This window comes from Enterobacter sp. RHBSTW-00994 (assembly GCF_013782625.1).
Lineage (GTDB): Bacteria > Pseudomonadota > Gammaproteobacteria > Enterobacterales > Enterobacteriaceae > Enterobacter.
The window spans coordinates 2279577-2303078 of the sequence record NZ_CP056199.1 but is presented as its reverse complement, the minus strand read 5'-3'; the positions used below and the strand labels follow the sequence as shown (position 1 = coordinate 2303078).

General features: G+C 50.3%; 21 protein-coding genes and 2 pseudogenes. 15 read left to right on the top strand and 8 right to left on the bottom strand.

Translation table 11 applies throughout. The annotated features are described in order from the left end of the window. The first annotated feature begins 43 nt into the window (after positions 1-43). The 8 genes from HV346_RS11060 to dsbG all read left to right on the top strand — a co-directional run bounded on the left by HV346_RS11060 (position 44) and on the right by dsbG (position 9141). The gene (locus HV346_RS11060) at positions 44-1561 is read left to right on the top strand and encodes a carbohydrate porin (RefSeq protein ID WP_181623527.1); all 1518 of its coding nucleotides are present in this window, start codon (positions 44-46) and stop codon (positions 1559-1561) included. Positions 1562-1628: 67 nt separating this feature from the next. Continuing rightward, entirely contained in the window at positions 1629-2999 is a 1371-nt protein-coding gene (locus tag HV346_RS11055; RefSeq protein WP_181623526.1) for a sucrose-specific PTS transporter subunit IIBC, read from the top strand. Then, the gene (locus HV346_RS11050) at positions 2999-4408 is read left to right on the top strand and encodes a sucrose-6-phosphate hydrolase (RefSeq protein WP_181623525.1); all 1410 of its coding nucleotides are present in this window, start codon (positions 2999-3001) and stop codon (positions 4406-4408) included. Before HV346_RS11055 ends, HV346_RS11050 begins: the two co-directional genes overlap by 1 nt. Before the next feature lie 28 nt (positions 4409-4436). Beyond that, positions 4437-5453 carry a LacI family DNA-binding transcriptional regulator gene (locus tag HV346_RS11045; RefSeq protein WP_181623524.1) on the top strand — a complete coding sequence of 339 codons (1017 nt, stop codon included), beginning with the start codon at positions 4437-4439 and terminating at the stop codon, positions 5451-5453. Positions 5454-5705: 252 nt separating this feature from the next. After that, a complete protein-coding gene (locus tag HV346_RS11040) occupies positions 5706-7256 on the top strand; it encodes a methyl-accepting chemotaxis protein (RefSeq protein WP_181623523.1) in 1551 nt (516 codons plus the stop codon). Between the two features lie 124 nt (positions 7257-7380). Then, entirely contained in the window at positions 7381-7788 is a 408-nt protein-coding gene (locus tag HV346_RS11035) for a hypothetical protein (protein ID WP_181623522.1), read from the top strand. A 5-nt stretch (positions 7789-7793) separates the two neighbouring features. Further along, positions 7794-8354 carry a sigma-70 family RNA polymerase sigma factor gene (locus HV346_RS11030; protein ID WP_181623753.1) on the top strand — a complete coding sequence of 187 codons (561 nt, stop codon included), beginning with the start codon at positions 7794-7796 and terminating at the stop codon, positions 8352-8354. A gap of 28 nt (positions 8355-8382) precedes the next feature. Next, positions 8383-9141: a thiol:disulfide interchange protein DsbG gene (dsbG, locus tag HV346_RS11025; RefSeq protein WP_181623521.1), complete on the top strand. Its 759-nt coding sequence runs from the start codon at positions 8383-8385 to the stop codon at positions 9139-9141. A 45-nt stretch (positions 9142-9186) separates the two neighbouring features. On the opposite strand, the gene HV346_RS11020 is transcribed toward dsbG, so the two are convergent. Continuing rightward, complete coding sequence (locus HV346_RS11020; protein WP_181623520.1) at positions 9187-10479, bottom strand: glycoside hydrolase family 10 protein; 1293 nt, start codon at positions 10477-10479, stop codon at positions 9187-9189. A 7-nt stretch (positions 10480-10486) separates the two neighbouring features. Beyond that, positions 10487-10774 (bottom strand): VF530 family protein, encoded by a 288-nt coding sequence (locus tag HV346_RS11015; protein ID WP_181623519.1) that lies wholly within the window; start codon positions 10772-10774, stop codon positions 10487-10489. 232 nt (positions 10775-11006) lie between these two features. On the opposite strand from HV346_RS11015, the gene HV346_RS11010 reads away from it, so the two are divergent. Further along, positions 11007-12584 (top strand): methyl-accepting chemotaxis protein, encoded by a 1578-nt coding sequence (locus tag HV346_RS11010; protein ID WP_181623752.1) that lies wholly within the window; start codon positions 11007-11009, stop codon positions 12582-12584. 221 nt (positions 12585-12805) lie between these two features. Here HV346_RS11010 and HV346_RS11005 read toward each other — a convergent pair whose 3' ends face one another. Beyond that, entirely contained in the window at positions 12806-13783 is a 978-nt protein-coding gene (locus HV346_RS11005; RefSeq protein ID WP_181623518.1) for a nitronate monooxygenase, read from the bottom strand. 159 nt (positions 13784-13942) lie between these two features. Between HV346_RS11005 and HV346_RS11000 the strand changes: the two genes are divergently transcribed. Beyond that, on the top strand, positions 13943-14833 hold the full coding sequence (locus tag HV346_RS11000; protein ID WP_249415145.1) for a LysR family transcriptional regulator: 891 nt from the start codon (positions 13943-13945) through the stop codon (positions 14831-14833). Between the two features lie 315 nt (positions 14834-15148). Here the strand turns inward: HV346_RS11000 and HV346_RS10995 are convergent, their stop codons facing one another. Together HV346_RS10995 and hipB are read right to left on the bottom strand one after the other, a co-directional pair. Continuing rightward, entirely contained in the window at positions 15149-16456 is a 1308-nt protein-coding gene (locus tag HV346_RS10995; protein WP_181623516.1) for a type II toxin-antitoxin system HipA family toxin, read from the bottom strand. Next, complete coding sequence (hipB, locus tag HV346_RS10990; RefSeq protein WP_181623515.1) at positions 16456-16725, bottom strand: type II toxin-antitoxin system antitoxin HipB; 270 nt, start codon at positions 16723-16725, stop codon at positions 16456-16458. The genes HV346_RS10995 and hipB overlap by 1 nt, the downstream gene beginning before the upstream one ends. A gap of 136 nt (positions 16726-16861) precedes the next feature. On the opposite strand from hipB, the pseudogene HV346_RS10985 reads away from it, so the two are divergent. The 3 genes and pseudogenes from HV346_RS10985 to HV346_RS10975 all read left to right on the top strand — a co-directional run. Beyond that, positions 16862-17128: pseudogene (locus HV346_RS10985) on the top strand (zinc-binding dehydrogenase); the annotation flags it as partial. A 116-nt stretch (positions 17129-17244) separates the two neighbouring features. Further along, complete coding sequence (locus tag HV346_RS10980) at positions 17245-18096, top strand: aldo/keto reductase (protein ID WP_181623513.1); 852 nt, start codon at positions 17245-17247, stop codon at positions 18094-18096. 166 nt (positions 18097-18262) lie between these two features. Beyond that, positions 18263-18772: pseudogene (locus tag HV346_RS10975) on the top strand (aldo/keto reductase); the annotation flags it as partial. 23 nt (positions 18773-18795) lie between these two features. Here the strand turns inward: HV346_RS10975 and HV346_RS10970 are convergent. Both HV346_RS10970 and HV346_RS10965 read right to left on the bottom strand, forming a co-directional pair. Further along, positions 18796-19965, bottom strand: a complete 1170-nt coding sequence (locus tag HV346_RS10970; RefSeq protein WP_181623511.1) for a serine hydrolase domain-containing protein — start codon at positions 19963-19965, stop codon at positions 18796-18798. Positions 19966-20057: 92 nt separating this feature from the next. Then, positions 20058-20837: a DeoR/GlpR family DNA-binding transcription regulator gene (locus tag HV346_RS10965; RefSeq protein ID WP_181623510.1), complete on the bottom strand. Its 780-nt coding sequence runs from the start codon at positions 20835-20837 to the stop codon at positions 20058-20060. An 87-nt stretch (positions 20838-20924) separates the two neighbouring features. Between HV346_RS10965 and HV346_RS10960 the strand changes: the two genes are divergently transcribed. Both HV346_RS10960 and tam read left to right on the top strand, forming a co-directional pair. Then, a complete protein-coding gene (locus HV346_RS10960) occupies positions 20925-21509 on the top strand; it encodes a GDP-mannose pyrophosphatase (protein ID WP_181623509.1) in 585 nt (194 codons plus the stop codon). A gap of 83 nt (positions 21510-21592) precedes the next feature. Then, positions 21593-22351, top strand: coding sequence for a trans-aconitate 2-methyltransferase (gene tam / locus HV346_RS10955; protein ID WP_181623508.1), 759 nt, complete (start codon positions 21593-21595; stop codon positions 22349-22351). A gap of 8 nt (positions 22352-22359) precedes the next feature. On the opposite strand, the gene ompC is transcribed toward tam, so the two are convergent. After that, complete coding sequence (gene ompC / locus HV346_RS10950; protein WP_181623507.1) at positions 22360-23487, bottom strand: porin OmpC; 1128 nt, start codon at positions 23485-23487, stop codon at positions 22360-22362. Positions 23488-23502 lie beyond the last annotated feature (15 nt).

The window sequence follows — 23502 nt, the reverse complement described above, 5'->3', positions numbered from 1 at the left end:
AATTTAGCAACTATCAATGACTTCTTTTTAGGGATGCGACAAAATGTATAAAAAACGCAGACTTGCCGTGATGATTGGCATGCTGGCCGGTAGTACCTCTGTTTTTGCCCAAACGGATATGACAAGCATCGAAACACGCCTTGCCGCGCTTGAGCAGCGTCTTCAGGATGCTGAAACGCGAGCCCAGGTTGCAGAAAAGCGCGCGACGGTAGCAGAACAAAAAACACAGCAGCTGGTGGCCGCTCAACAAAAAGCGCAGACCACAACTCAGGACGTCGCGCAGCGAACCGCCATGCTGGAGAAAAAAGCCGACCAGAGCAGTGGTTTCGAGTTCCACGGCTATGCGCGTTCCGGTCTGCTGATGAACGATGCCGCATCCAGCAGTAAAAGTGGTCCATACCTGACACCAGCCGGTGAAACAGGGGGCGCAATTGGGCGTCTGGGTAATGAAGCGGACACCTACGTTGAGCTCAATGTTGAGCATAAACAGACGCTGGATAATGGCGCGACGACCCGCTTTAAAGCCATGCTGGCCGACGGGCAAAAGACGTATAACGACTGGTCCGCCGATACCAGCGACCTCAATATTCGCCAGGCGTTTGCTGAGCTGGGCAATCTGCCCGATTTTACCGGCGCGTTGAAGGGCAGTACGTTCTGGGCCGGTAAACGTTTTGACCGTGATAACTTCGACATCCACTGGCTGGATTCCGATGTGGTGTTCCTGGCCGGGACCGGTGGTGGTGTGTACGACGTGAAGTGGAATGACACACTGCGCAGTAACTTCTCGATTTATGGGCGCAACTTCGGCAGTGAAGAACAGATCGACAATAACGTTCAGAACTACATTCTGAGCATGAACCACTTCGCCGGGCCATTCCAGTTGATGGTGAGCGGACTGCGCGCCAAAGATAACGATGACCGCAAAGATGCTAACGGCGACCTCATCAAAACAGATGCGGCAAACAACGGTGTTCATGCTCTGGTCGGCCTGCATAACGACAGCTTCTATGGCATGCGTGAAGGTTCCGCCAAAACGGCTCTGCTGTACGGCCATGGGCTAGGGGCGGAAGTTAAGAGTATCGGTTCCGACGGGGCACTGTTATCGGATGCTGATACCTGGCGCTTTGCCAGCTACGGTGTGACCCCGCTGGGCGGCGGCTGGCACATCGCTCCGGCGGTGCTGGCGCAAAGCAGTAAAGATCGTTATGTGAAAGGTGACAGTTACGAGTGGGTCACGCTTAACACACGCCTGATTAAGGAGGTCACGCAGAACTTTGCCCTGGCCTTTGAGGGAAGCTATCAGTACATGGATTTAAACCCGGAAGGGTATAAAGACCGTAACGCCGTAAATGGTAGCTTCTACAAACTCACCTTCGCCCCGACGCTGAAAGCGGGCAAGATCGGTGATTTCTTCAGCCGTCCTGAACTGCGCCTGTTCGCAACCTGGATGGACTGGAGCAGCAAACTGGATAACTACGCCAGTGATGATGCCTTTGGCAGCAGTGGTTTCAACGCCGGCGGGGAATGGAACTTTGGGGTACAGATGGAAACCTGGTTTTAACCCTTCACGCTCCCGCACTGCGGGGGCGTTACTTACATCATAAAAATGAGGTCAGGCAGAGGTGTCTATGGATTTTGATAATATCGCCCGTGAGCTTATTCCGCTGCTCGGTGGCAAAGAGAACATCGCCAGTGCTGCGCACTGTGCTACGCGTCTTCGTCTGGTACTGGTCGATGATGCGCTTGCCGATCAGCAGGCCATCGGCAAGGTGGAAGGGGTAAAAGGGTGTTTTCGTAACGCCGGTCAGATGCAGGTGATTTTCGGTACGGGTGTGGTCAATAAAGTCTACGCCGCGTTTATTCAGGCGGCAGGGATCAGTGAATCCAGTAAGTCGGAAGCGGCCGATATGGCGGCGCGTAAACTGAATCCGTTCCAGCGAATCGCGCGTCTGCTGTCGAACATCTTTGTTCCGATCATTCCGGCGATTGTGGCCTCCGGTTTACTGATGGGCCTGCTGGGCATGGTGAAAACCTACGGCTGGGTCAATGCCGATAATGCGCTCTACATCATGCTGGATATGTGCAGCTCGGCCGCGTTTATTATTCTGCCGATCCTGATTGGTTTTACCGCCGCCCGTGAATTTGGCGGTAACCCTTATCTGGGGGCGACCCTGGGCGGTATTTTGACTCACCCGGCGCTGACCAACGCCTGGGGTGTGGCCTCCGGTTTCCACACCATGAACTTCTTTGGGTTAGACATCGCCATGATTGGTTATCAGGGAACGGTGTTCCCTGTGCTGCTCGCCGTCTGGTTTATGAGCATTGTCGAGAAACAGTTGCGTCGCGTTATTCCTGATGCACTGGACCTGATTTTGACTCCGTTCCTGACGGTCATTATTTCCGGTTTTATTGCCTTACTGATTATTGGCCCTGCAGGGCGTGCGTTAGGGGACGGGATCTCATTCATTCTGAGTACGCTGATTGAACACGCGGGCTGGCTGGCCGGGCTGCTGTTTGGCGGCTTATATTCGGTGATTGTGATTACCGGCATTCACCACAGCTTCCACGCGATTGAAGCAGGTTTGTTAGGTAACCCGGCCATTGGCGTTAACTTCCTGCTACCTATCTGGGCGATGGCGAACGTTGCACAGGGCGGGGCATGTCTGGCCGTGTGGTTCAAAACCAAAGACGCAAAAATAAAGGCCATTACCTTACCGTCAGCATTTTCTGCAATGCTTGGGATCACCGAGGCGGCGATTTTCGGTATTAACCTGCGTTTTGTGAAGCCTTTCATTGCAGCCCTGATTGGCGGTGCAGCAGGCGGGGCATGGGTTGTTTCCGTACATGTTTACATGACGGCTGTCGGGTTGACGGCAATCCCTGGAATGGCAATTGTACAGGCAAGCTCACTTCTGAATTATATTATCGGCATGGTGATTGCCTTCGGGGTGGCGTTTATCCTCTCGCTTCTGCTGAAGTACAAAACGGACGCTGAATAATGACATTACCTTCACGCTGGCCTGCTGTATTGCAGGCCGTAATGAAAGGCCAGCCACGCGCACTGGCTGACAGCCATTACCCACAATGGCATCCCGCGCCTGTCACAGGGCTGATGAACGATCCGAACGGCTTTATCTGGTTCGCCGGGCGTTACCATCTGTTTTACCAGTGGAACCCACTGGGATGTGACCACCGTTATAAGTGCTGGGGTCACTGGAGCTCTGTCGACCTGGTACACTGGCAACATGAGCCTATGGCGCTGATGCCGGATGAAGAGTACGACCGCAGCGGATGTTATTCCGGCAGCGCCGTCGATAACAACGGCGTACTGACTCTGTGCTACACCGGCAACGTGAAGTTTGACGACGGTAGCCGTACGGCCTGGCAGTGCCTGGCTGTACAAAAAGCGGATGGCAGCGTTGAGAAACGTGGCCCCGTAATGGCCCTGCCGGAAGGGTATACCGGGCACGTGCGTGATCCAAAGGTGTGGCAGCACAATGGCGAGTGGTTCATGGTGCTGGGCGCACAGGATCTGCAAAAACGCGGCAAAGTCCTGCTTTTTAAATCACCGGATTTGAACACGTGGCATGCCTGCGGTGAGATAGCCGGTCATGGTGTGAATGGCCTTTCCGATGCAGGCTATATGTGGGAGTGTCCGGATCTGTTTGCACTCGACGGCACACACATTCTGATCTGCTGTCCGCAAGGGCTGACGCGCGAAGCACATCGCTATCTCAATACCTATCCGGCAACCTGGATGAGTGGAGCGTTTGACTATGATCGTGCGACGTTTGATCACGGCGCACTGCACGAGCTGGACGCGGGCTTTGAGTTCTATGCGCCGCAAACCACGCTGGCCGCCGACGGGCGACGAATTCTGATTGGCTGGATGGGCGTTCCTGACGGGGAAGAGATGTTACAGCCGACTCGCACGCAGGGCTGGATCCACCAGATGACCTGTCCACGCGAACTGCGGTATCGCGACGGAAAATTATGGCAAACCCCGATTCGTGAACTGGAGCAACTGCGTCAGGAGGAACAACGCTGGCAGGGCAACGCGTGTGATGCTCCGGGTCTGGATGCGACAGGCCTGGAGTTTGAGCTAACGCCGTCGTCATCGGTCAGTGTGGATTTTGCACATACGCTGCGGTTAACGGTCGATCGTGACGGGCTGCGTCTGGAGCGAGCCAGTCTGCAAAACGGAGAAACGCTGACACGCTACTGGCGAGGTGATGTCCAGCATTTACAGGTTCTGTGTGACCGTTCCAGTGTTGAAATTTTCATCAACCACGGCGAAGGTGTGATGAGCAGCCGCTATTTTCCTGACCATCCTGCACGGGTGAACTTCGAAGGTGCGTCCGACATCACATTACGGTACTGGTCGCTGCGCGGCTGCATGATAGAATAGAGGTTTTGGCAGCCGGATCTAAGTCGTTGTGAGAAAAACAAAACGCGTCACAATAAAAGACATCGCAGAACTGGCGGGGGTATCAAAAGCCACCGCCAGCCTGGTCCTGAACGGACGCAGTAAAGAGCTTCGTGTAGCGGAAGACACCCGTGAACGCGTGCTGGCCATTGCGAAAGAGCACCACTATCAACCGAGCATTCATGCACGTTCTTTGCGTGATAACCGCAGCCATACCATCGGACTGGTCGTTCCCGAAATCACCAACTACGGTTTTGCCGTCTTTTCTCATGAACTGGAGACCTTGTGCCGTGAGGCGGGTGTTCAGTTGTTGATCTCCTGTAGTGATGAAAATCCGGGGCAGGAAACGGTGGTGGTCAACAATATGGTGGCGCGGCAGGTTGATGGTCTGATTGTCGCATCCAGTATGCTCAATGATACCGACTATCAAAAGCTGAGCGAACAACTGCCGGTTGTTCTGTTTGACCGTCACATGAACGACAGCTCCCTTCCTCTGGTCATCACGGACTCCATCAGGCCAACGGCTGAACTGGTGGCAGAGATTGCCCGTGAACATCCTGATGAAGTCTATTTCCTTGGTGGTCAGCCGCGTCTTTCCCCTACACGCGATCGTCTTGAAGGGTTTAAGCAAGGCTTGCACGATGCAAACGTTGAGTTACGGCCGGAATGGATTATTCACGGTAATTATCACCCAAGTTCCGGCTATGAGATGTTTGCTGAGCTGTGCGCGCGGTTAGGCCGTCCTCCCAAAGCCCTGTTCACAGCAGCATGCGGATTACTGGAAGGGGTGCTGCGCTATATGGGTCAGCACAATCTGCTGCAAAGCGAGATGCGACTGGCCAGTTTTGACGATCACTATCTGTATGATTCCCTGACCATACCTATTGATACGGTTCGCCAGGATAACCGGCAACTGGCATGGCACTGCTTTGATCTGATTGGTAAATTGATCGAAGGGGAAACCCCGGAGCCATTACAGCGTAAATTGAATGCGACGTTGCAGCGGCGATATAAAAAGGCAGAGTAAATCTGCCTTTTGTTTATTAATTGCCCAGCCAGGGGTTAATTGATAGCCTAAAAAACAGCATAAATGGTTAGTCGTCAAATAGATAAGCTACAGTCATTAAATATCCCACTCACACTATGGCACTTTCACCTAACCCATTGATATTAATTATTTTAATGTCATGTTAATTTTATTTAATAATGTAGTAACTTTAATTAAATAATAGTCCCATTACGCCGATAACCTTTAGGAATATTTATCCCTGAGGTGTCTATGTCGTTGAAAAAATCGTCTCTGATTATTTTGTTTACACTGCTGTTTTTCTTTGTTGCCAGTACGATCACAAGTGTCGGGTTAATCATCAAGAGCAACAATTCGCTCGATAATGTGAATAAAGAAATTCAGGTTGTCCTGTCGATAATTGACCCTATCAACCATAGCCGTACGCTACGTGTAAGAGCGATGGAGTATGTGAAGATGGTGGAAGCGGGCGATTCAGCGGATCTCTCTGAGAAGCTGATGGCGGTCAAAACGGCGCTGACCAAAGCAGACAGTGCGTTTGCTGCGTTTATCGCTTCGCCGCGTCTTCCAGATGAAGCGCCAATGGTTAATGCCTACGCCGATGCCTGGAAAAACTACCGCGATCAGGGTCTTGAACCTTTAATCAATGCTGCAGAAGCGAAAGACTCTGCAAAATTCAACGCGTTAATCCCGGTTGTCTCTCAGCTTGATCGTCAATATGAAATTGTGCTCGACCAGGTACTCTCTGTACACCAGAAATATGCCAGGAGCCTGAATGAAGATGCGAGCAGTAATTTTGTCTCTGGCCTCGCGATTATCGCCGCATTCGCTTTACTGTTTGTGGTGGTGATTATCGCCGTCAGTCTGCTGATGAAGCGCCTGGTATTTGCCCCGGTAAATCTGGCCCAAGAGCACTGCAGTCAGATTGCTGCCGGTAAGCTGAACATCCCTGTCCCGGTGAAGGGAAGTGCCAATAACGAAATTGACCACCTGATGGGGTCAATGGAGCAGATGCGTCAGGCGCTGCTCTCAACGATTTCACAGGTGCGTGATGCCAGCCATACGGTGACCTATGCCGCCCAGGAAATTGCCTCCGGGAATATCGATCTGGCGTCACGAACAGAGCAACAAGCCTCTGCGTTGACACAAACAGCGGCCAGCATGGAAGAGCTGAGTGCTACGGTGGCGAATAATACCGACAACGTTCATCAGGCCAGCCGACTGGTTCAGGATGCGGTGAAAAATGCCCATACCGGAGAGTCAGTCACCCGCGAGGTGATTGAAACCATGAATACGATTGCCGCAAACTCTAAGCGTATTGAAGATATTACCAGCGTGATTAACAGTATCGCCTTCCAGACCAATATTCTGGCCTTAAACGCCGCCGTTGAGGCTGCTCGTGCCGGAACGCAAGGGCGCGGATTTGCAGTCGTGGCAAGCGAAGTACGTACACTGGCGCAGAAGAGCGCCGTTGCGGCGAAGGATATCGAAAACCTGATTGCCCAGTCAGTGACCAGCGTGAAAAACGGTGCTCAACTGGTAAACCGCTCCGGAGAGGTGATTGATTCCATTATCACGTCAGTCAATAAAGTGAACACGTTGATGGAGCAGATCTCGGTTGCCTCAGAAGAACAAAGTCGGGGGATTGGCCAGGTGGGTCAGGCCGTTACGGAGATGGACGGGGTAACTCAGCAAAATGCCGCTCTGGTTCAGGAGTCTGCCGCTGCCGCTGCATCTCTTGAAGAGCAGGCGCAGCATCTGACACAGAGCATTTCGAGCTTTAGTTTACCCGCGCACGCCTAACCCTTCTTCCAGGGGGAGTGGTCCCCCTGCATAAAAATAAAGTCACTTTTTTAGCAATATTTCCCCCGCTCATTCGTCTACCTCATCACAAGCCATAATCAGTTACTGTAATGAGGTAAATATAATGAGAGATTTTGATATGCGTGGTCATGGACGGGGTTTTGGTCGTCATCGTATGGGGAAAGCGCTGGTCATAGGCGCAGTGTTGTTTGTGGTGCTCGGCCTTCTGGTGATGAGCTTATGGAATGCGTTGTTACCGGCCATTCTGGGGGTTAAAGCCATCGGGTTCTGGCAGGCGCTGGGCATTCTGGTGCTGAGCCGCATTCTGTTTGGTGGACTGGGTTTCCGTCCGGGGATGTTTGGCGCGCACCGTCGGATGCATGAACGCTGGATGCAAATGACACCCGAGCAGCGTGAAGCCTTTATTCAGCAACGGCGCGATGGGTTTGGTCGTCACGGACATTGTCATTGGCGCGGTCATCGTGATGACAAGCGTGAGGACAGTACACCGAAAGCGCCGGAAGCAGAGTGAGTGAAATGAAGGCCGGGATGGTGGGGGAATCATTGCTGATGTCGGCGCTTAATGCCTGCCGCTCCCGGCTGAAAGCCTTTATTCGCGGACGAACTTCCGTACGCGATGACGCCGACGATATCTTGCAGGAAGTGACATATCAACTGATGACCGTGGAACAGCCCGTGGAGAATGTCGCGGCCTGGCTGTTTCGCGCGGCGCGTAATGAGATGACCGATCGTTCGCGCAAGAAGCGTGAAGTTTCGCTTTCCGGATATTTCACCGAAGAGGATGAAGGGCATGACCCGGAAGATGAATTAGCTGAAACCTTGTTTGGCGTGCCGCAAACACCAGAGGAAGAGTACCTGAAAATGCTGTTGTGGGAAGAGTTGGGACTGGCGCTGTCAGAATTGCCGCAAACGCAACGGGAGGTCTTCGAAAAAACGGAACTTCAGGGTTACAGCATGAAGTCACTGGCGGAGGAAAGCGGGGTCAGCGTACAGGCACTGTTATCCCGTAAACATAAAGCAGTGCTTTTCCTTCGAACTCGACTGCGGGACGTTTATGATGACCTGACCGACTCGTGACGCAAAAACACAATAAGTTGAGGTATAGATGAAGAATATATTGTTAGCGTCTGTGCTGATGATACCCGGACTGGCAATGGCGGCAGAGGCCGTTCCTGACGCGGTGAAGCGTTTCAGTGAACAGCAAGGGATTAAGATCATCAAAAAAATCAATGCTCCCGGCGGAGCGCCAACCTGGCTTGGTCAGTATCAGGACATGGGCGTTACCATTTTTCTGCTGCCAGACGGAAAGCATGTGGTTTCAGGCTATCTTTATGATGAAAAAGGTAAAAACCTCAGCGAGGACTATTTTAAAAAAGAGATCTACGTGCCTCTTGGCAGAGAGATGTGGAAGCAATTGAATGCAACACATCCCCTGAAAGAAGGGGCGGATACCGCACCGCGTAAAGTGTTTGTTTTTGCCGATCCATTTTGCCCTTATTGCAAAACCTTTTGGTCTGAGGCTCAACCGTGGGTGAAGGCAGGTAAAGTCCAGTTAAACACGCTTCTGGTGGCGTTTCTGAACCCCAACAGTGGACGCAATGCCACGGCAATATTGAACGCGAAAGATCCGGTAAGCGCCTGGCGAGAATACGAGCTTTCTGGCGGGAAAACATTGCCTCAGGGTGAGACAAACGCCTCCCGGTCGACCTTTACACTTCTGCAGCAGCACCAGAAGTTAATGGACGAACTGGGGGCGAATGCCACCCCGGCCATTTATTATATGAATAACCAAAACGAACTTCAGCAGGTCGTTGGAATGCCTGACGAAAAGCAATTGCAGGAGATGTTTGGTCCGAAACCATAAGCCTCAATGTCATCAGGCAGAAACAACGCGTTTCTGCCTGACACGTTAACTTCCCCAGCGACTTTTGAGATAACTGACCGCATCCTGCGTCTGAGGCTGATTGAGGTAATCCTCGCGGAACAGGATCGTGCCGCTAATGCTGGGCAGCGAATCGTTTAAATCGAGCTGTTTTTTCAGCTCCGGTACGCCGCCATTGACCGTCCAGTCAGGCTCGTTTTTCGATGGCTCACCCACTTTGTACAATGCCACGCCGATGTAGAGGCGTGTATGTGTTGGTTTCACCACATCAGCCCACCATTTTGCCAGCACGTCATACCGGGCCGCACTGCGGGAGAAAGGCCAGTAGATCTGCGGGGCGATGTAATCCAACAATCCTTGTTGTACCCAACGACGGGTGTCAGCATAGGATTCATCGTATGCTGCTGCGCCGCGTGTGTCAGAGCCGGCCGGGTCGAAGGAGAGGTTACGCCATACGCCTGCCGGGCTGACACCAAACTCGACCTGTGGTTTTTGCTGCTTGATGGCCCGTGAAACCTGCTCGATTAACTGCTGGGTGTTATGCCGCCGCCAGTCTGCTTTCGATACAAATCCCTGTCCGTACTGTTTATATGTCAGGCTGTCATTCAGGGCTGAACCCGGCGTTTCGGCATAGAAGTAATCATCAAACTGCACGCCATCAATCGCATATTGCGCCACCACTTCTGTCACAACCTGTGTGATCCAGTCGCGTACCGCCGGAATTCCAGGGTCGAGAACAAAACGATCGCCAGCGGTGCGTATCCAGTCAGGATGTTGCACAAATACGCTGGAAGGGAGTTGCGATGACGTCCGGTTAAGCTCTGCAATGGTGGAGGGTTTCGTGTTTACAGAAACCCGATATGGATTCAGCCAGGCGTGGACTTTCATTCCGCGTTTATGCGCTTCATCCAGCATAAACTGCAGCGGGTCATAACCCGGATATTCACCTATGTTGCCCGTTAACATATCGGACCAGGGCAGTATTTTGGATGACCACAGTGCCGTGCCATCGGGTTTGACCTGGAAAAACACGGTATTAATGCCCAGGCTTTTGAGCCTGTCCAGCTTGTCTTGCAGGGCCTGTTTCTGCTGGCGAATTCGTGTTTCAGCGCTACTGGCATTGATTGAGGTCACCGGCGGCCAATCCAGGCGGGAAACCGTTGCCAGCCAGATGCCACGCATCGGCTCGTTTGCCTGTTGGGTTGGTTTCTCCGCTGGAGGACGCGGAGTGATAAGGGATTTGGGTGGTTTTGAGGAGCAACTAACAAGTAAAAGTGCGCAGCCAATAAGCGCACCTGTCCGTTTTACGTGTAGCGACATTGACGTTTTAGCTCTTAGTAATCCGACTATTTGCCCAAGGGTTAAAGGCGAGAACATCCGGTTCTTCGGTGGCATCATCACTGAGAGAATCAAGATACAGTGCTTCAACTTCTGCACGCGCCCATGGGGTGCGACGCAGAAATTTCAAACTCGATTTGACACTTGGATCGTTCTTAAAACAGTTGATACTGATCAGTTTGCCCAGCTCACTCCAGCCATATCGTGCAACCAGCGCGTTGACTTGCATCTCAAGCGTTACGCCGTGCAAAGGATCTTTAGAAATGTGTGCAGTCATGTGGCGTCCGGTTATCTCATATTCAGGGGTGGTGTAGCCCTGAAAGGGTACAAGAAACGGGGGAGTGCGGCAATGGGATGCGTTTTTCCTGCTGTAATTTTGCTTATGGAAAAACTGACGAAAAAAGTAGGCATAAGATAGTGATAACTTGTGATTGAGATCATAAATGGAACTCAATGTTTTCCGAGTTATTGCCGTTATTACTATAACCATTCCTTATATAGTGATAATGATGAACAGACTTGCACAAACCACCGTCCTGACCAAATTGCTGATCGGCTTCTCCATCCTCATCGCCATGATGTTGCTGTTAGGCGGTGTTTCCATCTACCAACTCAATAGCAGCAAACACCATATTGATGAATTTCTGAAAACCCGCATGCCAGACATTCGCTACTCACTTGAAATGCGTGGTGTTTTGTCCGAAATGCGTCTGCAACAGATCCAGTATATTTCTTCGCCAACGCCAGAGGAACGTGAAAAACACCGTGGGGAACTGTTGCAAAACCAGGCCATTTTTCTCAATGCACAGCAGCAATATGCGAAAACGTCTGCAGATGCGCCCAGGGAGATGCGTGACCTTTTTGCAACCGTTGTCGACAACTTTAAAAACTTTGTGGATGTGAATGCCAAAGTGATTGAAGCCGTAAACAACGGAAATACCGAAGAAGCTTCCAAAATTAGCGGTGCAGTATCGTCTAAATACCGTACGCAATTGATGAAAGATCTGGCCACGCTGGTGGACATGGAGGTGGCCAATGGTGAGAGTGCAGGGGAAGAGTCACAGTCTGGTTATATTCAGGCGTTATACCTGTTAAGCGGTTTGTTGCTGTTGGCACTGATTGCCACCGGCGTTATTGCCCTGCTTATTTCCCGCAACCTTTCACGCCAACTGGGCGGAGAACCCGCCTATGCGGTATCGATCATGAAAGAGATTGCTGCCGGTAATCTGGCCGCAGAGGTGGCTATTCGTGAGCGCGATACCCAAAGCCTGCTGGCAACCGTCAAGTTTATGAACGCGAAACTGGCGGAGATCATGAACGGCATTACCCACGGCAGTGAATCCATTTCGCTGGCAGCCAACGAGATTGCACAGGGTAACAGCGACTTGTCTCAACGCACCGAAGAACAAGCGGCATCATTAGTGCAAACCTCAGCGAACATGCAGCAGATTACGGAGAACGTAAAAAGCAATGCTGAAAACGCGCATAAAGCGAGTGAACTGGCGCGTTTGACCTCACAAACCGCGGTGAAGGGCGGGAAAGAAGTCCACGACATGCTTTCGCGGATGCAGGAGATTTCCGATAGCTCGCAGAAAATCGTCGATATTATTTCGGTGATTGAGGGGATTGCCTTCCAGACCAACATTCTGGCGCTTAATGCCGCTGTTGAGGCAGCTCGCGCCGGAGAGCAGGGTAAAGGTTTCGCGGTTGTGGCTGGTGAAGTCCGTAATCTGGCACAAAAAAGTGCCGATGCCGCCAAACAGATCAAATCGCTTATTGAAGGCACGGTTGAGAAAATTACTGATGGCTCGCGTTTTGCTGATACTGCCAGTCGGGCAATGAAAGAGATCGTCACCTCGGTTAATCAGGTTACGGACATTGTGGCGGATATTTCAACCGCTTCGACGGAACAGCATCAGGGGATCAAAGAGATCAGTGTCGCAATCGAGCAGATGGACCAGGTGACTCAACAGAACGCCGCATTAGTGGAGCAAGCCGCCGTCGCGGCACAGTCCATGACGGAACAAAGCGAAATACTGCGTGATTCAGTGCGCTTCTTCCAGTTGAGTGCGCAAGCAGCACGTTAATCATAAGAATATTGCCCAATCGCGACAGGGCGATTGGGCAATGGCATTATCATTAAGGCTGTACTTACGCATGATCAGCACCAGTAACGCGACCAGAATGCCAGGGAAAACGGTAATTTTTTGCCTCTGTCAACTCAAGCGACGAAACTTACGGGAGGCCGGTGCGGAAAACCTGCAATACGTGACGGCCTGACGCAGGCTTTCCGTTTCTCGGACGGGCCTTAAACGTTAAGCTCATTTACCACATCAGCAACACTTTTTATCTGATGAATACTGCCAATGCCGGTCCCAAGAGAGATATATCCTTCATCAGTATTACCTTCAAGCATACCGATACGCAGGCCACTTACTCCACCCATGACTTTTGCCAGCTCCTCATTACTGGCCCCGGACTTGTCCATCGACACCAGTGTTTCGGCCAGCTTACCCGGAAGTGAACGATAATAGTCAGGTATTGTGCGGAAAAGTCGCATATCCAGCCCATTTGCGGCAATGATTTTATCTTTCACAGATTGCGGAACGCGGCTTTCTATCGTACTGATAAACACCGAACCGGCAAATACCCCCTGAGCGCCGAGTGCATGCGCTGCTCTGGCGGTGCGAGGATCGGTAATACCGCCAGCAGCCAGAACGGGGATATTTTTTACGGCGTCAGCAATCAGCGGAACAATCGAGAATGTACCTAATGCTGTACCCGGCAATGTGCCGCCTTCATCAAATCCGGTAGCGACAATAATATCTGCGCCTGCGGCTTCCGCCTGACGGGTATTCTCTGGCGTCGGATTAATATCCCGGTAGATGATCTTAATGCCCGAATCTTTCAGTTCATCAAACAGGGCAGGGAGTATCGTACCTTTACCATAACCGGTATACACCACGGCCTGTACGCCTTCTTCTTTTATTACCTGCACGATTGGTGCTGTCCAGATATCATTTTCAACCGCCGGGATCAGGTTGACGCCGAAAGGTTTCTCGGTGAGTTTTTTAGTTTTGCGTATTTCTTCCCGCATTTTTTCAGCGGTCTCTTCCGGCGTTGAAACCGCCGTTTCGGCCGTTAACCCAGCATTGGGGCCCAGAACACCCAGCCCACCGGCATTACTGACGGCTGCCACCAGGCGAGCATCGGTTAACCATGAAAGCGGCCCCTGAATAACGTTTTTTTCTATACCGAGGATCGTGCGGACAGTGTGATTTAGCATGGTGTATTTTCCTTAGGATCAGGCAGGTTATTACCCGGAATAACACCAGTCTAAGCGTCCTTTTTGTTCTTAAAAATAGCCAATATGATTCATCACTATTACAATAAACGTAACAATATTAGCTGGATTTTCTTCTCTGCCAACATGCGAACCCTACAAATCAATATCTATGAGTTAATGCGGATCTTTATTGAGATCGTTGAAGCCGGCAGTTTTTCCCAGGCAGCGGAAAATCTGCAGATCCATCGGCCAGCCGTGACAAAAGCCTTGCAACAACTGGAACAGCATTGTGGCGTTCGCTTATTACACAGGACGACGCGGCGTATTAATCTGACGCCTGAAGGCGAGGAGTTCTACCGCAACAGCAAGCCTTTGCTGGAACAAACGGATGATTTACTGGGATCATTTTCCACAGACAGAGCATTATGTGGCCAGCTACGGGTGGACATGCCGGTAGCTATCGCATCTTTACTGGTTGTTCCCAATTTACCGGATTTCTATCGGTCGTATCCGGGGGTAGAGATTATCCTCAGCAGTTCCGATCGCCGCAGAGATATGCTGCGCGATGGTCTGGACTGTGTCTTGCGTGTCGGAGCGCTGGAAGACGGTGATTATGTTGCGAGGAAAATGATGAACGTCAGACTGGTGACCTGCGCCAGCCCGGCATATCTGGCGGAGTACGGTACACCTGAAACGCTGGATGACTTGCAGCATCACCAGGGAGTTAACTGGTTCAACATCAGCAGCCGTCAAATTATGCCGTGGGTATTTCAGTCCTCATCAGGCATCGAAGAGATTCATCTTCCTGGCAAGCTGGTGCTGGATAATTCAGAAGTTTATGTATCAGCGGGTCTGGCGGGGCTAGGGTTATTACAGGGCATGGATTTCTTTTTACGACCACACATCGCAACCGGACGTCTGGTGGAGGTCTTGCCGAACAATCCTGTTCCAGCCAGGACATTATCCGTACTGTATCCACATCGCCATATCTCACCGAAGGTTCGCGTGTTTACGCAATGGCTGGAGACGTTGCTCAAGGTTTTATGCTGAATGGGAAATATTGAGGGCGGGGATGACAGAACAGGTTAATAAGGATGGATTGCATTATGGCTGGTGCGGTTCTGATATCGCATTAACATAATGTCAGCAAACGAAAGATGTGGAGGGGACGTAACCCTATGATTTTATGTAAGCCATTCAGGTTCATGAAGTCAGTTAACATTCAATGTCATTTAACATAATATACATTATGCGCACCAAAGTAGACTACGCAACAATCCAGTATTTTGTGGTTATGATTATGCTGGTCGCTAAAAGTCTTCTGAAGCCATTTTTTGGCATCTCCATCATCTCTTCCTCTATGTTTTACTTACACAGACGAGCATGCAGTCTCAGAACATTTGAGCGGATTGACGTGACCACTTTCGTTGAGAAATCGTTGGGCAACGAACTGATGACTGTATCAAGTGCCAGAGGAATATGTTCAGCCAGCGTCTGCATGATCTCCTGCATCTGCTGCTCAGGAAATTTCAGTGCTTTTGCCGTTGCCAAAAAATGTCGCGGATAGATTTTGTCGATAGCCGTTTTTCGGCCTTTTGATGCGCTAAGACTCATCGCCAGTTTTAGATCGCTGATGTGCATTCCAGCTCCGCCAAGTACGGGAAACGCCGAAATGATGTCATAAAATGGCGTTAGCTTGTAACTCCCTCCAGCCTGAATAAAAACAGAAAAATTCTTCGCATGTCCGTCTGTAGCACCAAGTAACCACTGGAACACCTGGAATTTCATAAAATTGTGGCGATCTTTAAGCGCTTCGCTGGAACCGAGTAAAAACGTCATGATATGAGAAATCCCCGGCCCACCATCCGACTCATATTTCACTGATGACGGAAGTCCGAATGTCTGGCACATATCCTCTTGCGGTAGCCGAAGTAACATTGAATGGGTTGTGTTCCATCGCCTGTCAAAACGTTCGACGGCAAGTGCCCGAATTGCACCGGCCTTGATTATCTCCACATTTGGGACATCAAAACCCAGCGCCTTGGCCAGCGACAGGCAAAAGTATTCATTATCAACACTATCACTAAGATCCAGTGTTGCATTTGGCTGCTTAATTTCCCCGATAGGCAGTTTGATAATGTGCGTTGTCGGTGTAATTCCTGTGGGTATACACCAGCCTTCGTCTGACCTGAGAAGCGCTGTTTTTTCCTGAGCTCCGGCAACAGAAATACGAAAGTTATCCTCCTCAGCGATCATGCCGAGAGGAATATCAGATTGGTATGCCGACAGGACACGCTCAAGTTTCTTCTCACTCAAGGTTTCCCAGGTCATTTCCTGGGTGCTTACCGTTTCATCAGGGGGCAATAATGTCACTGCACCAACACTGTCTCGCCCTACTTCTGACAATAAATCAAAGGGTTGCTTAGAACGGGCATGATAGCGCTTTACGATACGATCCCGAACAATCGGGCTATCAGGCAGCAGGTTATCAAAGAAATTAAACACAGCATCAGAGGTGATATTGCCAACCTGTAACGGCAATGATAAGGACAACGGCCTGGCATGGCGATTGAACAGCCACTCTTTTTCATACTTAAAGGTATGCGCCCCATTCGGCAACTTGGTCAGCTCGCCTACCCGTTCGTTGTTCATCCACGTCACTAATTTAGGCATTACCAGTCCAGATCCTGTTGTTCATCTTTTTCAGATTGCGTTGACATCTCGTCACTTTCGTACAACGCCATTTTCATTTCAAGTGACTGTAAAATCTTAAAAAAAGTGGTCAGCGTTGTGTTGTCGGGCGAGTTTTCAAAGTTCGATATCGTGGCTTGCTTGATCCCGATTTTTTTCGCCAACTCGCTTTGAGTCCAGTTATTTTTTTGACGAATCAGCTTCATCGTGTTTGCCAGTTGAACCGGGCTATAAATCATCGGTGGTTTCATGCGCTCATCTCCACAGGAATTTATCCCCTTGCGGGGATATTGCAAGTATTATCCCCGCAAGGGGATATTGTCAACCTGTGTAGCAGGAATATCCCTTTCAGCGGATAAAGACTGATTTATCCCCTTTAGGGGATATGTCGGAATTGCCGCAATACAGATTGCCAACATGGTTGGGGCTCATCCCATCGCTCTTTCCCGTACCAGCCGTAAAAACAAAGTGTTAATGCAAGCAGGTGCGGCAGCGGTCATTGCCACAACCGAACAAGATGTGACGCAAGAGCTGAACGCAATCACGCAAGATAACGGGGTTAACGTGGTTTTTGATCCTGTTGGCGGGCCTGATGTGGCTAAACTGGCAAGTTGCATGGCACAAGAGGGGCAATTTTTCCAGTATGGTGCTCTAACAGGTGGCCGCCACTTTTATGAACTCAGCTAATAAACCCTAGAAAATTACCCTCCCTAATCAAATAAATCGTTCTGCGTTATGCTTTTCCACTACAACAGCTAAAGGATAACGTCATGCACACAGTAAAACTGAACAACGGTGTAGAAATGCCCCTGCTGGGCTTTGGTGTTTTTCAAATGACAGACACCGCAGAATGCGAGCGTGCGGTTATCGAGGCGGTCGAAACGGGCTATCGCCTGATTGATACGGCAGCCTCCTATCTGAATGAAACTCAGGTTGGGAACGCGCTGAAACAAAGTGGTATTGCGCGTAATGAATTGTTTGTCACCACCAAACTCTGGTTACAGGACACCTGTTACGAAGGGGCAAAGGCGCAATTTGAGCGTTCGCTGAACCGCCTGCAGATGGATTATGTTGACATGTATCTGATTCATCAGCCTTATGGCGATGTCCATGGCGCATGGCGGGCCATGGAAGAATTACACCAGGCTGGTAAAATTCGGGCCATTGGTGTCAGTAATTTTCATCCAGACAGGCTCGCCGATCTCATGGCATATAACCATGTGATACCAGCGGTCAACCAGATCGAAGTCAATCCGTTTAACCAGCAGTTACATGCTGCGTCCTGGATGAAGAGCCGTGGCATTCAACCTGAAGCGTGGGCTCCTTTTGCCGAAGGGAAAAATGCCCTCTTCCAGCACCCGGTATTAACCGCCATCGGCCAACAATATGGTAAAAGCGTCGGACAGGTCATTCTGCGCTGGCTCTACCAGCGCGGCATTGTATCCCTGGCAAAATCGGTACGCAAAGCGCGGATGCAAGAGAATATCAACATCCTCGACTTTGAGCTTAGCCAGGATGACATACTCAACATCACAGCCATTGATACGGCGACCAGCGCATTTTTCTCTCACCGCGATCCGGCCATGGTGGAATGGTTGACCGGTCGTAAACTCGACGTCTAACCTGCAATATCAGGCACACGCGGGGTGAAAATCGCCTCGTTTGTGTTCGCGTTAATTATTCCATAATCATGAATTCTGAAAGCAAAACAAATCCACATACAGGAACAATAAGAGCCCTTACACTCTCCTTACGTTAAGCAATATATTCATTTAAAAAAGGTGCAATATGAAATATCGAACGTTAGGACGCAGTGGATTAACCGTCTCTGCTTTGGGGATGGGAGCCATGAATTTGAGTTTCGGTACAGGGAAAGCGGTTGACGATAATACCGGTATAAACGTGCTGCATGCGGCGGTTGATCGTGGGATTACATTTTTCGATACTGCTCAGGCCTACGGCCCCTATATAAATGAAAAACTGGTTGGCAAAGCCCTTCAGCCCTACCGGGATAAGGTCGTTATTGCGACTAAATTTGGCTTCAAACTGGAAGATGGCGTGACTACGGGCCTGGATAGCCGGCCAGAGAATATTCGTGCGGTGGCTGAAGCATCATTGAAGAGCCTAAAGACGGACTATATTGATCTGTTTTACCAGCACCGCGTCGATCCCTGTGTTCCCATTGAAGAGGTGGCAGGCACACTCCAGGACCTTATTAAAGAAGGGAAAATACGTCATTACGGTCTCTCTGAAGCAGGGGCTGATACGATTCGCCGTGCTCATGCGATCCATCCTGTATATAAATATGGCGAATTAAGGCCTTAATCTTTCGGCGGTAAATGCATCAGGATCGTTTGGCCCAGATAATTACTCCAGTTAAAGCTATTTTGTAGAACGATTACCGCATTTTGGTTTTTTTGGTCAAAGCCAATGTAACTGGAATATCCGCCAATATAGCCCACCTGATAGGTAATTTTGCGATCCGGAGATGAGTCGCTTACCCACGCAATATTGGCGGCCTCTTTCTGGCGATAGAAATAGGTTTGGGTAACATCCCTAAACGCGCGATCAAGCTCTGGGGATCTTGTGGTGGAAAAATGCGCCCGGGCATATATCGCAAGATCTCGCGCGCTGCTGTATAAGCTTGCCGCGCCCGCCATATTCTGCTGGAATACCCAGTCAGGCGTCAGTTCACCGCGCGATATCAACTTAGGTTGATCGCCTGCATGGCCCAGCGCGCGATAAGAATAACGCCTGAGCTGCATTGGGGTATAGCTGCTGTTTTGCATCATTAAAGGTGTAAACAACGTGCGCTGAGCCAGGCTTTCGATGGACTCGCCCGTGTGTTGTCGCAGAATATAACCCAGGATGGCATAGCCGAGATTAGAATATTGTGGGACACGGGGTTCAGGGGCGGTAAAGTCACTGAGGTAAGTCAGCACATTATCGCTGTCCAGTTGGGTGTAAAAATTCTCGCCGGTACTGAAATAACCGACCAGATGTTCCAGCGTCAGCAAGTCCATTGGCTGACGAGGTAACCCAGAGGTATGAGTTACCAACTGCAGTAACGTTATCTTCTTCGCATCCGGGCTGAGTGTTGTCGATTCTGGCAACAACGTTTCCAGCGTATCCGTCCAGCGGAATTTTCCCTCGTTAACCAGCATCGTCGTGATTTCAGCCGTCACGCCTTTACTCAGCGAACCTAGCGCGAACAGAGTATCAGGAGTAATGGCATAACGATGTTTATCGTCAGTAATACCGTAGGAATGAAATTCAGCCGCCCCATTATGCTGAATAATGGCCACGATAAGACCTGTCACCTGTTTGTCCTGCATATATTGCTGGATCATCGGGTCAATGCCACGGCCATAGTACCCCACCACAATGGGGGTATTGTTTTGCTCCGGAATTTCCATTTGTGAAAGTGTACTGGTGCTACACCCCGTCAGTATCACAACAGGAAGGAGAGAAAACGGCGCGTTAATTTTCATTGTCAGGGGCCGACATGGATGATTCACGTTCCAGGTGAAAAGAGGCGCGCATTATATAACAGTCTCAGGTTAGTTTTGAATTCATGATGGGATCAACGTGATTCATTATCATGATCGGCGGTCATGATAACCGAAACGCCCTTCTCGCTGACCGCGTTGATCCAGTCAGCATCTGTACCATTTTCTACGACAACGGTATTAACCAACGACACGTCACCAATCACAAATGACGATGCTGTGTTAATTTTCTCTGGAGAGGCCAGCACGATGGTTTCTGCAGCTCTGCCGGAAAATGCACGTTTGATGCACGCTTCTTCATAATCGCCAGTGGTAAGCCCCGCCTCAGGATGAATACCGGTAACCCCCATGAAAAACAGGTCGGCATGGACGGTGTTGATCCCTTCGATGGCCGCCGCACCTACCGTCACAATCGAATGTTTATACAGACGACCGCCAATTAAAATAACCTCAATGGAGGGATGATCGACCAGGCCCAGCGCGATGCCGGGACTGTGAGTGATGACGGTAATGGCGAGGTGGCGTGGTAAAAATGTGATCAGTTCTGAAGTGGTTGTTCCGCCGTCAATAATCACGACCTGACCTGATGAGATCAGCTGTGCCCCTCTCTGAGCCACGCTTTTTTTAGCCTCTATTTTCAGTGATTTGCGCTCAGAAAAGGGGGCGGTAGCGGATGAGGCGGGTAATGCACCGCCATGCACGCGCTGCAAACGCCCTTCGGTTGCCAGCTCGCGTAAATCGCGACGAATGGTATCTTCGGAAACGTCAAACTGGATACTGAGTGCGCCGGAAAGAACCTGGCCTTCGGCTTCAAGTTTTTCAAGGATTAACTGCTTGCGCTGACTGGTAAGCATCTCTCTTTTCCTGTTAATGCACGTTTTATCTTGAATATGCACGATATTGCTGATTATGATACTTACTCTACGTAAGGAGAAAGTATCGTGCAATCAAAACGTGCAGAAATACGCATTATCGAGAGCCAGACGCTGTCCGATAACTGGTACGTCCTGAAGAAATACACCTTTGATCAGCAGCGTCGCGATGGCGAATGGCAGCGGCAAGAACGTGAAGTCTACGACCGGGGGAATGGTGCAACGATCCTGCTCTATAACCGTGACAAAAAAACGGTGATCCTCACTCGTCAGTTCCGCTTCCCGGTGTTTATCAATGGGCATGATGGCTATCTTATTGAATCCGCTGCGGGATTGCTCGATAACATGGATCCTGAAAGCCGAATCAAGGCCGAGGCGGAAGAAGAGACCGGTTTTCGGGTGTCCCGCGTTGAAAAGGTGTTCGAGGCATACATGAGCCCCGGCTCAGTGACCGAGAAGCTGTTCTTTTATCTGGCGGAGTATCACCCACACGATAAAACCAGCGCTGGTGGTGGGTTAAAATCAGAGGGAGAAGACATCGAAGTGCTTGAACTCTCACTGAATGAGGCACTAGAGGGCATCGCGAAAGGGCTGATCGTCGACGGGAAAACCATCATGCTGCTTTACCATGTTGCACTGAAAGGCATTTTATAAGCGTCAGAACCCTCGATACCCGCCACAATGCGGGTATCGGCGTGTGCTATTCTTGCTGGAATAGCCAAACTGGAGATGTGTCAATGTCCGACTGGAATCCTTCTCTTTACCTGCAATTCGGGGCAGAGCGTACCCGTCCCGCGGCTGAACTGCTCGCCAGAGTCTCTGTCGAAAACATCACTTCCATTGCCGATCTCGGTTGCGGGCCAGGGAACAGTACGGCTCTGTTAAGACACCGTTGGCCGTCGGCACAGATTACTGGGGTGGATAATTCCCCCGCTATGCTGGAAGAGGCTCGCAACGCGTTGCCAGATTGCCACTTCGTTGAGGCCGATATTCAGCAATATAAGCCTCATCAGCCGCTGAGCCTCATTTACGCCAACGCCTCCCTGCAATGGATACCGAACCACTATGAGCTTCTGCCTCATCTTGTCTCTCAGCTCAAATTAAACGGTGTGCTGGCCATTCAAATGCCCGATAACTGGCTGGAGCCCACGCACGTGTCGATGCGGGAAGTGGCGTATGAACAAGGTTATCCCGATCGCGGACGTGAACCGTTGCCTGGCGTACATGCCTATTACGATATTTTGACTGAAGCCGGATGTGACGTAGATATCTGGCGAACCACCTATTATCACAAAATGCGTTCACATCAGGCGATTATTGACTGGGTCAGTGCCACGGGGTTGCGTCCCTGGTTACAGGAGCTGAACGAGAGTGAACAGAAGAACTTCCTGAAGCGGTATCATCAGTTACTGGAAGAGCAGTATCCGCTCCAGGAAAACGGGCAGATACTGCTGGCATTTCCACGGCTTTTTATCGTCGCGAAACGTGAGCCATGAGCCGATTATCAGAATTGATAAACGACGCCTACGGCGACAACATCGTCAGTGTTAATCCCCGCTTCGCGGGTAAATTTATCCTCATCGACGAGGTTAACCATATAATCAACAAACACATTGATGTTTTTGTTGAAATTATAGGTTGCACCAAAGTCGACATATTTTATTAAATCTTCATCGCCATAGGTATTTCCTGTGGCGGCTTTGCCCAGGTTTTTGCCTTTCAGTACGTCATACGCGACAAAAGGTTGCAGACCGAAATCAAATTGGTATCCGGCATAGAATTCCATGATTTGGGACTTATTGGCATATCCGTAGGCGCTATCACTTGAATGAGAGCCAAAGCGTGAAGCGTTATACGCCTGCGTGAACATCGCGGCCAGATAGATATTATTGGCATCATATTTAATTGCGCCAGAATATGCCTCTGCGCGTTTACCCTGCCCCATAATACCAACGGTGTTATTTTGCTCATTAGAGCGATCGGCGCTCATCAATGAACCTGCAACACTGAAGCCCGCACCAATATCATAGGTGACAGATGCGCCAAAACCGTCGCCATTTTGACGTAAAACGTCACGCACACCGGGTTCGCCACCACCATCATTTTTACCCTGGTATTGCAGGGCAAAATCAAGACCTTCTACGGCGCCGAAGAAATCGGTATTTCGGTAAGTCAGTAAGCCATTAGCACGGCTAAACATGAACTGGTCTGAGCCATAGGTCATACCGTCGAACTCTGGCTGCATATCCGTATAGCCCAGGGAATCATACAGCACACCTTTATTACGCCCGTAATCGACAGAACCAAAATCGCTCACTTTCAGACCGGCAAAAGCATAACGAGTGCGCGGGTTATTGCTCTCAGACTCCGCGCCATTGGCATTAATATGCATCTGCCATTGACCGTAACCTGTGACTTTATCGTTAATTTGTGTTTCACCACGGAACCCAAGACGCATATAGGTCTGATCGCCATTCCAGTCGCTACTGTCATTATCAGAAAAATAATGCTCGGCAGAAACCAGACCATACAGATCAAGTTTATTACCATCTTTATTATAAATTTCTGCTGCGTGTGCGGTTGTGCAGAGCAATGCGGCACTCACCAACATGCTCAGTTGATTAATTTTCATTTTTATACCCTGTTA

What these genes read in the sequence shown, in the direction of transcription:
- HV346_RS11060 (WP_181623527.1), top strand. Translation starts at nt 44, where the DNA reads ATGTATAAAAAACGCAGACTTGCCGTGATGATTGGCATGCTGGCCGGT.
- HV346_RS11055 (WP_181623526.1), top strand. Translation starts at nt 1,629, where the DNA reads ATGGATTTTGATAATATCGCCCGTGAGCTTATTCCGCTGCTCGGTGGC.
- HV346_RS11050 (WP_181623525.1), top strand. Translation starts at nt 2,999, where the DNA reads ATGACATTACCTTCACGCTGGCCTGCTGTATTGCAGGCCGTAATGAAA.
- HV346_RS11040 (WP_181623523.1), top strand. Translation starts at nt 5,706, where the DNA reads ATGTCGTTGAAAAAATCGTCTCTGATTATTTTGTTTACACTGCTGTTT.
- HV346_RS11035 (WP_181623522.1), top strand. Translation starts at nt 7,381, where the DNA reads ATGAGAGATTTTGATATGCGTGGTCATGGACGGGGTTTTGGTCGTCAT.
- HV346_RS11030 (WP_181623753.1), top strand. Translation starts at nt 7,794, where the DNA reads ATGAAGGCCGGGATGGTGGGGGAATCATTGCTGATGTCGGCGCTTAAT.
- dsbG (WP_181623521.1), top strand. Translation starts at nt 8,383, where the DNA reads ATGAAGAATATATTGTTAGCGTCTGTGCTGATGATACCCGGACTGGCA.
- HV346_RS11020 (WP_181623520.1), bottom strand. Translation starts at nt 10,479, where the DNA reads ATGTCGCTACACGTAAAACGGACAGGTGCGCTTATTGGCTGCGCACTT.
- HV346_RS11015 (WP_181623519.1), bottom strand. Translation starts at nt 10,774, where the DNA reads ATGACTGCACACATTTCTAAAGATCCTTTGCACGGCGTAACGCTTGAG.
- HV346_RS11010 (WP_181623752.1), top strand. Translation starts at nt 11,007, where the DNA reads ATGAACAGACTTGCACAAACCACCGTCCTGACCAAATTGCTGATCGGC.
- HV346_RS11005 (WP_181623518.1), bottom strand. Translation starts at nt 13,783, where the DNA reads ATGCTAAATCACACTGTCCGCACGATCCTCGGTATAGAAAAAAACGTT.
- HV346_RS10995 (WP_181623516.1), bottom strand. Translation starts at nt 16,456, where the DNA reads ATGCCTAAATTAGTGACGTGGATGAACAACGAACGGGTAGGCGAGCTG.
- hipB (WP_181623515.1), bottom strand. Translation starts at nt 16,725, where the DNA reads ATGAAACCACCGATGATTTATAGCCCGGTTCAACTGGCAAACACGATG.
- HV346_RS10980 (WP_181623513.1), top strand. Translation starts at nt 17,245, where the DNA reads ATGCACACAGTAAAACTGAACAACGGTGTAGAAATGCCCCTGCTGGGC.
- HV346_RS10970 (WP_181623511.1), bottom strand. Translation starts at nt 19,965, where the DNA reads ATGAAAATTAACGCGCCGTTTTCTCTCCTTCCTGTTGTGATACTGACG.
- HV346_RS10965 (WP_181623510.1), bottom strand. Translation starts at nt 20,837, where the DNA reads ATGCTTACCAGTCAGCGCAAGCAGTTAATCCTTGAAAAACTTGAAGCC.
- tam (WP_181623508.1), top strand. Translation starts at nt 21,593, where the DNA reads ATGTCCGACTGGAATCCTTCTCTTTACCTGCAATTCGGGGCAGAGCGT.
- ompC (WP_181623507.1), bottom strand. Translation starts at nt 23,487, where the DNA reads ATGAAAATTAATCAACTGAGCATGTTGGTGAGTGCCGCATTGCTCTGC.